The 12,580-nt window shown below is 59.1% G+C and carries 16 protein-coding genes; 7 read left to right on the top strand and 9 right to left on the bottom strand.

Annotation, left to right across the window (positions count from 1 at the left end; all coding sequences use genetic code 11):
- Nucleotides 1-243: 243 nt before the first annotated feature.
- Entirely contained in the window at nt 244-582 is a 339-nt protein-coding gene (gene glnK / locus AB5Y97_RS20340) for a P-II family nitrogen regulator (RefSeq protein ID WP_005341406.1), read from the bottom strand.
- Nucleotides 583-783: 201 nt separating this feature from the next.
- Between glnK and arfB the strand changes: the two genes are divergently transcribed.
- Together arfB and AB5Y97_RS20330 are read left to right on the top strand one after the other, a co-directional pair.
- On the top strand, nt 784-1,200 hold the full coding sequence (gene arfB / locus AB5Y97_RS20335; protein WP_021230947.1) for an alternative ribosome rescue aminoacyl-tRNA hydrolase ArfB: 417 nt from the start codon (nt 784-786) through the stop codon (nt 1,198-1,200).
- A 30-nt stretch (nt 1,201-1,230) separates the two neighbouring features.
- Nucleotides 1,231-1,722, top strand: a complete 492-nt coding sequence (locus AB5Y97_RS20330; protein WP_139410921.1) for a methylated-DNA--[protein]-cysteine S-methyltransferase — start codon at nt 1,231-1,233, stop codon at nt 1,720-1,722.
- 360 nt (nt 1,723-2,082) lie between these two features.
- On the opposite strand, the gene AB5Y97_RS20325 is transcribed toward AB5Y97_RS20330, so the two are convergent.
- The 4 genes from AB5Y97_RS20325 to tapT all read right to left on the bottom strand — a co-directional run bounded on the left by AB5Y97_RS20325 (nt 2,083) and on the right by tapT (nt 5,696).
- Complete coding sequence (locus AB5Y97_RS20325; protein ID WP_005340360.1) at nt 2,083-2,508, bottom strand: hypothetical protein; 426 nt, start codon at nt 2,506-2,508, stop codon at nt 2,083-2,085.
- A gap of 194 nt (nt 2,509-2,702) precedes the next feature.
- Complete coding sequence (gene yaaA, locus AB5Y97_RS20320; protein WP_252413205.1) at nt 2,703-3,476, bottom strand: peroxide stress protein YaaA; 774 nt, start codon at nt 3,474-3,476, stop codon at nt 2,703-2,705.
- Nucleotides 3,477-3,523: 47 nt separating this feature from the next.
- Nucleotides 3,524-4,633: a type IVa pilus ATPase TapU gene (gene tapU / locus AB5Y97_RS20315; RefSeq protein WP_005357951.1), complete on the bottom strand. Its 1,110-nt coding sequence runs from the start codon at nt 4,631-4,633 to the stop codon at nt 3,524-3,526.
- Nucleotides 4,634-4,661: 28 nt separating this feature from the next.
- Nucleotides 4,662-5,696, bottom strand: a complete 1,035-nt coding sequence (tapT, locus tag AB5Y97_RS20310; RefSeq protein ID WP_005340354.1) for a type IVa pilus ATPase TapT — start codon at nt 5,694-5,696, stop codon at nt 4,662-4,664.
- Between the two features lie 39 nt (nt 5,697-5,735).
- Here tapT and AB5Y97_RS20305 point away from each other — a divergent pair, with 39 nt between their 5' ends.
- From AB5Y97_RS20305 to AB5Y97_RS20285, 5 genes are all read left to right on the top strand, one after another.
- Nucleotides 5,736-6,437 carry a YggS family pyridoxal phosphate-dependent enzyme gene (locus AB5Y97_RS20305; RefSeq protein ID WP_368158884.1) on the top strand — a complete coding sequence of 234 codons (702 nt, stop codon included), beginning with the start codon at nt 5,736-5,738 and terminating at the stop codon, nt 6,435-6,437.
- A 142-nt stretch (nt 6,438-6,579) separates the two neighbouring features.
- On the top strand, nt 6,580-7,404 hold the full coding sequence (gene proC / locus AB5Y97_RS20300; RefSeq protein ID WP_368158882.1) for a pyrroline-5-carboxylate reductase: 825 nt from the start codon (nt 6,580-6,582) through the stop codon (nt 7,402-7,404).
- An 11-nt stretch (nt 7,405-7,415) separates the two neighbouring features.
- The gene (locus tag AB5Y97_RS20295; protein WP_005340343.1) at nt 7,416-7,967 is read left to right on the top strand and encodes a YggT family protein; all 552 of its coding nucleotides are present in this window, start codon (nt 7,416-7,418) and stop codon (nt 7,965-7,967) included.
- Nucleotides 7,967-8,269, top strand: coding sequence for a DUF167 family protein YggU (gene yggU / locus AB5Y97_RS20290; RefSeq protein ID WP_005340341.1), 303 nt, complete (start codon nt 7,967-7,969; stop codon nt 8,267-8,269). The genes AB5Y97_RS20295 and yggU overlap by 1 nt, the downstream gene beginning before the upstream one ends.
- Nucleotides 8,270-8,312: 43 nt before the next feature.
- A complete protein-coding gene (locus AB5Y97_RS20285) occupies nt 8,313-8,732 on the top strand; it encodes a DUF4426 domain-containing protein (protein WP_005340339.1) in 420 nt (139 codons plus the stop codon).
- 101 nt (nt 8,733-8,833) lie between these two features.
- Here the strand turns inward: AB5Y97_RS20285 and AB5Y97_RS20280 are convergent, their stop codons facing one another.
- The 4 genes from AB5Y97_RS20280 to AB5Y97_RS20265 form a co-directional block, all read right to left on the bottom strand.
- The gene (locus AB5Y97_RS20280; RefSeq protein WP_257696345.1) at nt 8,834-10,030 is read right to left on the bottom strand and encodes a NupC/NupG family nucleoside CNT transporter; all 1,197 of its coding nucleotides are present in this window, start codon (nt 10,028-10,030) and stop codon (nt 8,834-8,836) included.
- Nucleotides 10,031-10,212: 182 nt separating this feature from the next.
- The gene (locus AB5Y97_RS20275) at nt 10,213-11,148 is read right to left on the bottom strand and encodes a LysR family transcriptional regulator (RefSeq protein ID WP_257696378.1); all 936 of its coding nucleotides are present in this window, start codon (nt 11,146-11,148) and stop codon (nt 10,213-10,215) included.
- 82 nt (nt 11,149-11,230) lie between these two features.
- The gene (locus AB5Y97_RS20270) at nt 11,231-11,767 is read right to left on the bottom strand and encodes a glutathione peroxidase (protein WP_257696346.1); all 537 of its coding nucleotides are present in this window, start codon (nt 11,765-11,767) and stop codon (nt 11,231-11,233) included.
- A gap of 58 nt (nt 11,768-11,825) precedes the next feature.
- Nucleotides 11,826-12,389 (bottom strand): NnrU family protein, encoded by a 564-nt coding sequence (locus tag AB5Y97_RS20265; protein ID WP_257696347.1) that lies wholly within the window; start codon nt 12,387-12,389, stop codon nt 11,826-11,828.
- Nucleotides 12,390-12,580 lie beyond the last annotated feature (191 nt).

Raw genomic sequence — 12,580 nt, 5'->3', positions numbered from 1 at the left:
TAGCTATACAGAGTGATAACGATTTCCGTTTGCATTCTGCATACATCTTATAAGCGGATCAAGAAAGCTCGCCGTCGCCACATCACATATTTAATCGCCCATAAATGAAAAGGGCCGGATGGAATCCCATTCGGCCTCTTCTGAGCAAAACGTTATGTTGATCAGGCTTCAATAAGCGCTCACTCCATCGGGATTCCCCGAGATCGGGAGGTCAACAGATCTGTACGTCACGGATGCGGTTCATCACAGCGCCTCGTCGTCACTCTCACCGGTGCGGATGCGCACCGCTTGCAGCAAGTCGTAGACAAAAATCTTGCCGTCGCCGATCTTGCCGGTATAGGCCGCCTTGCAGATCGCCTCGATCACCCCTTCCACGTTATCATCGGCGGTAGCAATCTCCAGCTTCACCTTGGGCAGGAAGTCGACCTGATACTCGGCTCCCCGGTATAATTCGGTGTGTCCCTTCTGTCGGCCAAATCCCTTGACCTCGGACACGGTCAGCCCTTCCACCCCCAGGTTGGCAATAGCCTCGCGGACATCGTCCAACTTGAACGGTTTGATAATCGCACTAATCAGCTTCATCTGGTTGCTCCCAATCCATGGTGTGTCATGAATCGGTTTTCAATTCTTATGCCAAGTATTTTTATTGTTTTATTTCATATAGATAGAGTTTAATGCCGGCGCCATTCGTCAGGCACATCCCCATAACCGGCCAGCACGCCCCATAATGAGGCACCATGCTGCAGCGGTCAGCGGGTATGCACCAAACAAGAGCAAAACAGCATGTTAGTTATCTCCAACAGCGTCACGATTCCCTGGCATGAGCTGCAATTTCAGACCATGCGGGCACAGGGCAACGGTGGACAGCACGTCAACAAGACCGACTCCGCCGTCTGGTTGCGCTTCGATTACCGCAACTCTCCCAGCCTGACGCCCCTCTACAAGGAGGGTCTCGACAAGCTGAGCGATAGCCGGGTACACGATGGCTTTATCCTGATCCGGGTCGAGAGCCATCGCAGCCAGGACATGAACCGCAAGGAGGCGATGAGTCGTCTGGTGGAGTTGCTGAAGAAAGCAGCCTGGCGCCCCAAGGCTCGCCATGCCACCAAGCCGACCCGCAGCTCCCAGCGCAAACGGGTCGATGCCAAGAAACGCAAGGGGGATATCAAGTCCGCCCGCGGCAAACCGGTTCTGGACTGAGCCCCCCCAGCCCCCAAAGGATGTCAGCCGATGAGATACAGTTTTTGCGACAGCGCCCGCGGCCCCCTGCTGGTCGCCATCGATCAGGATGGCCTGCGCCACGTGGAGTTCATGCACGGGGAGCGCCCCGTCATGCCACAGGCTGACTGGCAACGGGATGACAAGGCACTGGCCCCCTATCTTGCCCAGTTCAACGCCTATTTCGCCGGAAAATTGCAGCAGTTCGATCTGCCCATGGCAGCGATGGGCACCCCGTTCCAGCAAACGGTGTGGAATGCTTTGTGCGATATCCCCTATGGCGAGACCGTGAGCTATCTCGAGATTGCCCAGGCGATAGGCAATCGCAAGGCAGTGCGGGCGGTGGGCGCTGCCAATGGCCGCAATCCGCTGAGCATCATAGTACCCTGCCATCGAGTGATCGGACGCAGCGGCGAGCTGACCGGCTATGCTGGCGGCATTCCCATCAAGCGCTGGTTGCTGGCACTGGAACAGGTAGGCACAGCATTCGAGCTGGCCCCATGAGACGATGAGCGCCTCGGAGAGGGACGGGGCAATATCGCAACCAGAATGAAAAGGCTTTCAGCCAGTGGCCACACTTTGCTGACAAGATGAACAGAAAATGAAGAATCGCCTCAGAACTACTTCAGATTGAGCTTGGCATGATGGCTCCATACTTGAATGGCACGGCTCATTCGCTGATTCAAGTAGCACCCATGTGACGCTTCCAATCTGTCTTTTTCCCCGCGCCTCCTCTGAGGCGCTTTTTTTGTGCCAACACAACAGGCTACCACCCGGGTTGAGTGGCCTGAGCGCCACAAAATCTGCACCTGCCCAAAAACCAAGAGGCGAAGGATCATCCTTCGCCTCTGATGTAACAGCTGGCTACTCGCTCTGGGGCAGGAACTGCAGTTCCGGCGCCGAGGAGGTCAGCACATCGGCGCAATAATCCCAGGTCGAGATGCGATAGTGCTGCAGATCTTCATCCAGATGCAGACCGTCCGACTCCTGATGGAACCAGCTGGCAAAACGGGATGGGGTGATGAGCTGGATCTGCTCTTCGATGGCGTGGCTATCCTTCCCCTCGGCCAGATCGCAATCCTCGATGACCCGCAGGGCATAGATATGGCGAAAATAGACCCGGCAGAGGATTTGCGGGGGCAGATCGATGCTGCGTGCCCGCCCCAGCATGATGGTCAGAGAGTCGCTCCAGAGATCCTGATGCAGCTCGGCCACAACCAGACCGGGCGGTAGCTGGCGGGACGGAGCCCAAGGGACGGCAACCTGCCGAATGGCATTTTTCTGTTCCATATTCACCTCACGACGACTCGCTCCCTGTCTTGAGTCTATCTGAACCACATAGTCCCGGCGAAGGCAATCGATGGACAATAAAAACGGCAATAAAAAAGCCGACGTATCAAACGTCGGCGAATAAAAAGTGCTTACAACAGAGGATTCACATATTCAGACCCGCGGGTCGAAAGATTGGTTCCCTCTTTTTGTAATTAATTTTCGGCGCGTTTAAACATCAGGGTATTAGCGTCCGACTCTTCCGGCACGAAGTAGTAACCCTCGGCGTTGAAACCGGTCAGCTGCTCCACCTCGGTCAGACGGTGCTTGATGATGTGGCGAGCCATCATGCCGCGCGCCTTCTTGGCGTAGAAGCTGATGATCTTGAACTGGCCGTTTTTCTCATCCTTGAACACCGGTGTGACAATCCGCCCTTTCAGGCTCTTGGGTCGTACCGACTTGAAATACTCGTCGGAGGCCAGATTGATCAGCACTTCATCCCCCTGCGCTGCCAGCGCGTCGTTGAGGTGGTGAGTGATCACCTCGCCCCAGAACTGGTAGAGATCCTTGCCTCGGCTATTGTCGAGCCTGGTCCCCATCTCCAGTCGATAGGGCATCATCAGATCGAGGGGGCGAAGCACGCCGTAGAGGCCGGAGAGCATCCGCAGGTGTGCCTGAGCGAAGTCAAAATCGGCCTCGCTGAAATCCTCTACAGCTAAACCGGTGTAGACATCCCCCTTGAAAGCCAGCAGCGCCTGACGGGCGTTGGCGGAGGTGAAATCTGGCTGCCACTCGGCAAAACGGGCGGCATTGAGACCGGCCAGCTTGTCGCTGATCTTCATCAGTGTGGCGATCTGGTCCGGGCTCAGTTGGCGGGCCCGGCTAATCAGTTCGGCAGAGTGATCCAGCAGCTCGGGTTGGGTGAAACGGGGTGTCACCAGCGGTGACTCGTAATCCAGCGTCTTGGCCGGGGAAACCACAATCAGCATAACGTTCCTTTATGGCGAGGGGCCGAACGGCAGAGCGGCCCCATGATTCATTCATCCAGCGTCACATTGTCCAGCGTGCCGGTGCCGAGCCGCTCGCGACCGGAGAGCTTGATCAGCAGTCGCAGGTCGTTGGCCGAGTCGGCGTGGGCAAGTGCCTCACTGTAGCCAATCTGGCCGGCGCAGAACAGGCTGAAAAGCGCCTGATCGAAGGTCTGCATACCCAGCTCGGTCGATTTGGTCATCACCTCCTTGAGGCGATGCATCTCTCCCTTGCGGATAATGTCGGTGATGAGCGGGGTATTGAGCAGGATCTCGAACGCAGCGCAGCGCCGCTTGCCATCCATACTCGGCACCAGCTGCTGGGCGACGATGGCCTTGAGGTTGAAAGAGAGATCGAACAGGAACTGGCGGTGTTTGTCTTGCGGCACCAGATGGAGGATGCGATCCAGCGCCTGGTTGGCATTGTTGGCATGCAAAGTGGCAAGACAAAGGTGTCCCGTCTCGGCGAACTGCAGGGCAAACTCCATGGTCTCCTGACTCCGGATCTCGCCGATCAGGATCACGTCCGGCGCCTGACGCAGCGAACTTTTCAGCGCCACATCGAACGACTCGGTGTCGATCCCCACCTCTCGCTGGGTCACCAGACTGCGACCATGCTGATGGACGAACTCCACCGGGTCTTCCACCGTCAGAATATGACCATCGGCATGCTGGTTGCGATAGCCGATCATCGCCGCCTGGGTGGTCGATTTACCCGCCCCGGTGGCGCCAACAAACAGCACCAGCCCCCGCTTGGCCATCGCCACCTCTTGCAGGATTTTGGGTAGCTGCAGATCTTCAAAGGTGGGAATGCGGGTCTCGATACGCCGCACCACCATACCGGGCAGCTCCTGCTGCCAGAAGGCGCTGACCCGAAAACGACCAAGCACCTCGCGATAGATAGCGTAGTTGGCCTCCTTGGTGCGGATATAGCGCTCGAAGTGATCGCTGCTGAGGGTATCCCTGACCAGCGTCAGCGCCCCCTTCTTGTCGAGCGCCTCCCCCCCCAGCGACACCAGATGGCCATTCACCTTGAGGGTGGGCGGCGAGCCCACCGTCACAAACAGATCCGATCCCTTTCGCTCGACCAGCTCGCTCAGCAGATCATCCAGATTCATCATCTATCCCTCCCTGGGTGCGAGTCGCTTAAATGCTGTTGGGATCAACAGCCTTGGCCTTGGCATCGAGGGATGCCACCACGCCACGACTCACCAGCTGCTTGAGGCTCTGATCCATGGTCTGCATGCCGTGGGTCATCCCGGTCTGGATCACCGAGTAGAGCTGGGCAATCTTGTCCTCCCGGATCAGGTTACGGACCGCAGGAATGCCCATCATGATCTCGTGGGCCGCCACCCGGCCACCGCCAATACGCTTGAGCAGGGTCTGGGAGATGACCGCCCGCAGGGATTCGGAGAGCATGGAGCGCACCATGTCCTTCTCCGCGCCGGGGAAGACGTCGATGATACGGTCGATGGTCTTGGCCGCCGACGAGGTGTGCAGGGTGCCAAACACCAGATGGCCAGTTTCGGCGGCGGTCATGGCCAAACGAATGGTCTCAAGGTCACGCATCTCGCCCACCAGAATGATGTCCGGGTCTTCCCGCAGTGCTGAGCGCAAAGCGTTGCTGAAGCTCTTGGTATCCCGGTGCACTTCCCGCTGGTTTACCAGACAGCGCTTGTTCTCGTGGACGAATTCGATGGGGTCTTCGATGGTGAGAATATGGTGATGGAAGTTCTCGTTGATGTAGTTGACCATGGCCGCCAGCGTGGTCGACTTACCGGAACCGGTCGGCCCGGTCACCAGCACCAGACCACGCGGGAACTCGGCGATCTTGCGGAAAATCTCCGGCGCATCGAGATCTTCGAGGCTCAGCACGGTGCTGGGGATGGTACGAAATACTGCACCGGAACCGCGCGCTTGCTGGAAGGCGTTGACCCGGAAGCGGGCTAGATTGGGCACCTCGAACGAGAAGTCGACCTCGAAATTCTCCTCCAGCTCCTTGCGCTGGTGATCGTTCATGATGTCGTAAATGAGGGCGTGCACTTCCCGATGTTCCAGGGCGGGCAAATTGATCTTGCGAACCTCGCCATCAACCCTGATCATCGGGGGAACCCCGGCGGACAGGTGTAGATCCGACGCTTTATGCTTTACACTGAAAGCCAATAACTCTGTGATATCCATAGATTTGTCATTCTCCCATCACAAGATCACTAACGAAATATGAACCAGATTGCCCAGCACCTGTTTCAGGTAAAGGAACGCATTGCCCAGGCCGCCGAACGGGCGAACCGCAACCTGCAGCAGATCCGCCTGCTGGCCGTGAGCAAGACCAAGCCGGTCGAGGCCATCATGGCTGCCCATGCCGCAGGTCAGCGCTGCTTTGGCGAATCCTACGCCCAGGAAGCAGCGGCCAAGATCGATACCTTGCGCCAGCAGCCGGAATATAGCGACATAGAGTGGCACTTTATCGGCCCTTTGCAATCGAACAAATCCAAACTGGTCGCCGAACGGTTTGACTGGGTGCAGAGCGTGGATCGGGACAAGCTGATCGACCGCCTCAACAACCAGCGTCCCGCCAGCATGGCACCGCTAAATGTTTGTCTGCAAATCAATATTAGCGGAGAGAGCAGCAAATCCGGAACGTCGGAACAAGAGATTTTCCGCCTTGCCGAGCTGGTCTCTCAAAGTGAGCGACTGGTGCTGCGGGGACTGATGGCCATTCCCGAGCACACCAGCGACGAGGGCGTACTGGCCGCCCAAATGGTCCGTATGCAGACTCTGTTCACCGAGCTTGCGCGACAATACCCCACGGTGGATACCCTCTCGATGGGGATGACCGAAGATCTCGAACTGGCGATCGCCCACGGTAGCACCATGGTGCGGGTCGGCACCGCCATCTTCGGCGCCCGTGACTACTCATAGGCAAGGCCAGCGGATAACCCATACGTCCGCCTCTTGCCACGACTTCATCAACAGGAGCGTTTGATGGAACACCGAATTCTGGCGTCAGGTGGTGCAGGCCGCACCCACCCCGCCGCGACCCCATGTGCTACAGGAGCATCTGATGCAGCATAGAACGCTGGCCTTTATCGGCGCGGGCAACATGAGCCGCAGCATCATCGCCGGACTGGTCAAGTCGGGTTATCCCGCCGGGCAGATCACTGCTGCCAACCCCAGTCTGCCCAAGCTGGAGGCGCTGGCGAGCGAACATGGCATTCGCATCACCCAGAGTAATGCCGAGGCGGCCCGAGATGCCGAAGTGATCGTGCTGGCAGTCAAGCCGCAGCTGATGGCCGGCATGCTGGCAGCACTGGTTGAAGAGCTGGGCTCCCTTGAGGGCAAGCTGCTGATCTCCATCGCGGCCGGTATCAAGGTGGCGCGCCTTGGCGAGATGGCCGGTGGCCACGACCGCATCATCCGCACCATGCCCAATACCCCGGCCCTGCTGGGTCTGGGCATGACCGGTCTCTATGCACCCGAACATATTGCCGCCGTGGATCGTAACTTTGCCGAGCAGATGATGCAGGCGGTCGGCAAGACCCTCTGGGTGGAGCAGGAGTCCGGCATCAACGGCGTCATCGCCGCAGCGGGCAGTGCTCCGGCCTACTTCTTCCTCTTTATGCAGGCGATAGCCGAAGAGGCGGAGGCGATGGGTTTCTCGCCCGATCAGGCACGCCTGCTGGTGCAGCAGACCGCACTGGGCGCAGCCACCATGGTGGAGCAGAACCCTGAGCTGGCGCTGCAAACCCTGCGTGAGCAGGTCACCAGCAAGGGCGGCACCACAGCCGAAGCCATCAAGACATTCCAGCAGCAGGGGCTGATGCCGCTGACTGCGCAAGCCATGCAGGCGGCCGTTGCTCGCGCCACCGAAATGGAAACCCTCTTCTAACAGGAGCCCAGATGAACACTGCTTACTTTCTGATTAACACCGTTTTCGATCTCTACCTGATGGTGATCCTGCTGCGCGTCTGGCTGCAGTGGGCCCGCGCCGACTTCTACAACCCGATGAGCCAGATGGTGGTCAAGCTGACCAATCCGCTGGTGATCCCGCTGCGCCGCGTTATCCCTGGCTTTGGCGGCATCGATCTCGCCTCCGTGGTGCTGGCGCTGGCTGTCGCCTTCCTCAAGCTGGCCCTGCTCAAGAGCATGAACGTGCTGCTGGCGGACTGGCTCAGCATCAGCCTGTTTGCCGCGCTGACCGTGCTGAAGAAAGCGGGCTCGATGATCTTCTGGGTACTGCTGATCCGCGCCATCCTGAGCTGGGTCAGCCAGGGCCGCAACCCCATCGAATACGTGATGCATCAGCTGACCGAGCCGTTCCTCGCCCCTATCCGCCGCGTACTGCCGGCACTGGGCGGACTGGATCTCTCGGTGCTGGTCGCCTTTATCGGCCTGCAAGCCATCAACTACCTGCTGGGTGACCTGTTCGGCCAGCTGTGGTGGATGATTTGATGCCAGCCGTCCTGCAACAAGGGGATGAACTGGTACTGCATCTGGTGATCCAGCCCAAGGCGAGTCGGGATCAGATCATCGGATTGCATGGCGAAGAGCTGAAAGTGGCCATCACGGCGCCGCCGGTCGATGGCCAGGCCAACAGCCATCTGATCAAGTTTCTGGCCAAGCAGTTCAAGGTGGCCAAGGGACAGATCACCATAGTGCGGGGCGAGCTGGGGCGACACAAAACCGTCGCCATCGACAGCCCCAAACAGTTGCCGCAAGAAGTGAGTGCACTGCTGAATGACACGCAAGGCTGAATGAATCGGCCTGCGCCAACCGTAGATATGAGAGGGATGACAGATGAAAACAGCCTGGATGAGTGGCCTGCTGGCACTGCTGATGACACTGCCGCTCAAGGCAGAACAGATGAAGGAGCTGGGGCCCTGGTTGGTGCACTACAACGCCTTCAACTCCAGCTTCCTTACACCAGAAGTCGCCAAGGCGTATGGACTGGAGCGCAGCCGCTACAACGCCATCATCAATATCGCGGTACAGGACAAGCAGAAAGTGGCGCAAGCCGTGGGGATCACCGGTGAGGCCAAGAACCTGACCGGCACCATCCGCACCCTGAACTTTCAGGAGGTAAAAGAGGGGGATGCCATCTACTATCTGGCGACCCTCCCCTACCGCAACGAAGACACCTATCAGTTCACCCTGAAGATCATGGGCGGTGGGCAGCAACAGAACCTCAGCTTCCAGCAGACCTTCTACGTAGACTGAGCACCAACAAAAAGCCCCGATCAAGGTCGGGGCTTCATTTTATCCATATGACAAGGGCGCCATGAGGGCGCCCTTGTTACATCTATTCCGTACCGCGACTGTTACAGGGCGAGGAACAGACCGGCCAGACAGGCGCTCATCAGGTTCGCCAGCACGCCGGAGAGAATGGCGCGCATGCCGTAACGGGCGATGAAGGATTTGCGCTCCGGCACCATGGAGCCCAGACCGCCGATCAGGATCGCCATGGAGGAGATATTGGCAAAGCCGCACAGGGCGAAGGTCACGATGGCCTTGCTCGACTCGCTCAGGGTCTGATCCTGCACCAGACCGATAAAGGCGACAAACTCGTTGACCACGATCTTGGTGCCGATCAGGGCGCCAGCGGCTTGCGCCTGATCCCAGGGTACCCCGATCAGCCAGGAGACGGGGGCAAACAGCCAGCCCAGAATGATCTGGAAGCTCAGATCCAGCCCCACCAGACCGCCAGCCCAACCCAGCAGACCATTGAGCATGGCGATCACCCCAACGAAGGCCAGCAGGGTCGCACCGACTGCCACCGCGATATTGAGGCCGGACATGGCACCATCGGCCGCCGCCTCAATCACGTTGGTGGCGCGGGGGATCTCTACATCCTGATGGTGATCGACCTCTTCAGCTCCCGGCGGCACCAGGATCTTGGCCATCGCCAGACCGGCAGGGGCCGACATGAAGGCTGCCGCGATCAGGTATTTCAGCTCAACCCCTAGGCTGGCATAACCCACCAGGGTGCCACCGGCGACGGAGGCGAGACCACAGCTCATCACAGCGAAGAACTGGGAATCGGACATCTTGGAGAGGTAGGGTTTGACCACCAGCGGCGCTTCCACCATGCCGACGAAGATGTTGGCGGTCGCGGAGAGGCTCTCGGCACGGCCGGTACCCAGCAGCTTCTGCAAGCCACCACCCAGCAGGGCGATTACCCGCGGCATGATACCGATGTGGTAGAGGATGGCGATCACCGCAGAGAAGAAGATGATGACCGGCAACACGTTGAAGGCAAAGATGAAGCCCAACTTGAACTTGGCCAGATCACCGAACAGGAAGGCGATCCCCTCCTGACCATAACCGATCACGCTGCTTACGCTCTCGCTGACCCCGTTCAGCACCTGCTGACCGGCAGGCAGCCAAAGCACCAGACCGGCAAACATGACTTGCAGACAGAGGGCAAGGCCAACTGTTCGCAACGGGATACGACGACGATTATCAGAGCAGATGACGGCAAGCGCCAGGATACTCAGGATGCCGAGCAGGGCAATCATAGGGACTCCATCAGGTGGGGCAAAAGATGGGCGCGGATTCTGCGCCTCTCCCCACGTCACTGCAAGTCCGCTTGGTTACAACCCTGTTAGAAAAAACGTTTGCACGATATCGGTTGCGCCAACTGGCTGATTTGGTTCGGTTTTAGTATCAGGAGAAATCGAGAGTTCTTAAATGGAAACAATCATTCCTCACCGCCGGACAATTTACCCCCGAGCCAGGGGGCCAGTCGCTGCTCCCAATAGGGGCCGGGGCCAAAGCGGGCCTTGAGGAAATCGATGAAGAGACGGATCTTGGGATCCAGATGTTCGCGCCGGGCATAAACGGCGTGTACCGCCATCTGCTGGTTCGGTCGCCACCCTGGCAACACCGGGATCAGCTTGCCGCTCTGCAACTCCTTGTCCAGCAAGTAGTTGGCGATATAGGCGATGCCGAGCCCGGCCAGTGCCGCATCGCGTACCGCCTCCGCCATATCCACCCGATAGTTGCCCGCCACCTGCACCGTCTGGCGCTCCTTGCCCTGGCGAAACGACCACTGGTGATAGCGCCGCTCCCGACTCTGGTAAGTGATGCAGTTGTGTTGGGCCAGATCCTTGGGATGAAGCGGCGTGCCGTGGCTCAGCAGATAATCCGGCGAAGCCGCCACCACGAAGCCAATGTCGGCCAGCCGCTGTCCCACCAGCCCTTCCGGCTTGTCCTCATAGGTGGTGAGCCAGAGATCCAGCCCCTCATCCACCAAATTGGTTCTGTGGTCGAACAGCGAGACTTCCAGCTCCAACTCGGGATAGCGATCCTGAAACGCCTTGAGATGGGGAATGACGTGCAAGCGGCCAAAAGATTGGCCCACCCCAAGATGGAGCACGCCGCTCACCTTGCCACGCCGCTCGGCGATCATGGAGTCCGCCTCCTGCGCCACCGCCACCAGCGCATGACAGTGACGGGCATACTCCTGGCCCAGCTCGGTCAGGACGAAGCGGCGAGTGGTGCGCTGTACCAGCTGGGCGCCAAGAGTGGTCTCCAGCAGCGCCAGCTGCTTGCTGATATGGGACTTGGAGACCCCGAGACGACGGGCGGCGGCAGAGATCCCCTGCTCGCGCACCAGCGCATCGAAGATCACCATTTGAGGAAGACGTTGCAGCACAAGATAACCGGATTGAGTGGCGGGAGCCCATTATTCCAGAGCCGCCCGCCAAGGGGTAGGGTCAGAGCCCCAGCGCCCGGGTGATCTGCAGTTTGAGGGGATCGTCAGCCGGATTCTGGTTGGCGCCGTAGCTGGCGATCAGCTTGCCATCGCGCCCCACCAGATACTTGTGGAAGTTCCAGTTCGGCTCATCCCCATCAGCGGCCGCCGCCAGCCCCTTGAACAGTGGCACAGCATCGGAGCCCCGCACCGCTACCCGATTGAACATCGGGAAGGTGACGCCATAGTCGCGGCGACACACCTCGGCGGTCTTGGTCTCGTTGCCCGCCTCCTGCCAGAAATCGTTGGAGGGGAAACCCAGAATAATCAGCCCTTTATCCTTGTAGCTCTGGTAGAGATTCTCCAGATCGCGGAACTGGCCGCTGTAGCCGCAGTAGGAGGCGGTATTGACCACCAGTACCACCTTGCCCTCGGTCAGCTGACAGAGGTTATGGCGCTGAGAGTTGTTTAGCTCCCGCATCTCCACATTGAAATAATCGGGGCACGCCGCAGAGGCCGCGCCGGCCCCCAATAACAGCAACAGAGTGAACCATTTCATCGCCAAGACTCCTTTTGTTTTGTCCATCATACGCGGTTACCAGAGCCGCTGTTCACTCTCAATGCAGGGGAATGCCGGTCAGCCAGCCGTGGCCCCAGAACACCAGCAGCGCGGTGGCAGCCAGGCCCGCCCCGACGCTGATGCCGGTGCCCGTCCAGTTGGCCGCCGGACGGGGATATCGCTGCCAGTCCCGCACCGAAATCCAGACCATGCTCACCAGCGCCCACAGCCCGATGCCGCCAAACAACACCAGAGAGCGAGCCTCGCTGTTGGCCAGCAGATGGGCCACCGCCCAGAGCAGGGTACCGAGCAGTTGGGGATGCACCAGCCAGCGGCGCAGATGGTTGGGCCCCTGGCCGGAGAAGAAGAGGATCAGCGCAAAGGGCATCATCACCGTCATGGTCATCGGCCCCCACTCCGGCAGGAAGTAGAGCGGCAGCGAGCTGGCCGACCGCCAACCGGCGATGATGCAGGCAATGGCGACAAACACCAGCAGGGAGAAGAGCCCCTTGTAGCGATTCTCACCCAGCCGCTCGCGTAGCCGCGCCCGATGGGCCACCGCAAAACAGGGGTAGAGATGGATCAGGGTAAACAGCGCAACCCCCAGGGTCAGCAGGAACATGAGTCTCTCCTTGTACTTGGTACGACCACTATGCCGTAAAGGGAGATTTGCGCCTATCAAAACCGCGCGGACCCATGGAGTCAAAAGTATGGCAAGAGAAAGGAGCAGAAAGAAAAGAGCCGATCACGATGGATCGGCAAATAAGTGCCAGGGCAGTCAGACATCTCGCGAGATGGGAGATGCCCCATACG

This window comes from Aeromonas sp. R10-2 (assembly GCF_040908445.1).
In the GTDB taxonomy this organism is placed as follows: domain Bacteria; phylum Pseudomonadota; class Gammaproteobacteria; order Enterobacterales; family Aeromonadaceae; genus Aeromonas; species Aeromonas veronii.
The sequence above is the reverse complement of the archived record's forward strand: the minus strand, read 5'-3'. Positions and strand labels throughout refer to the sequence as shown.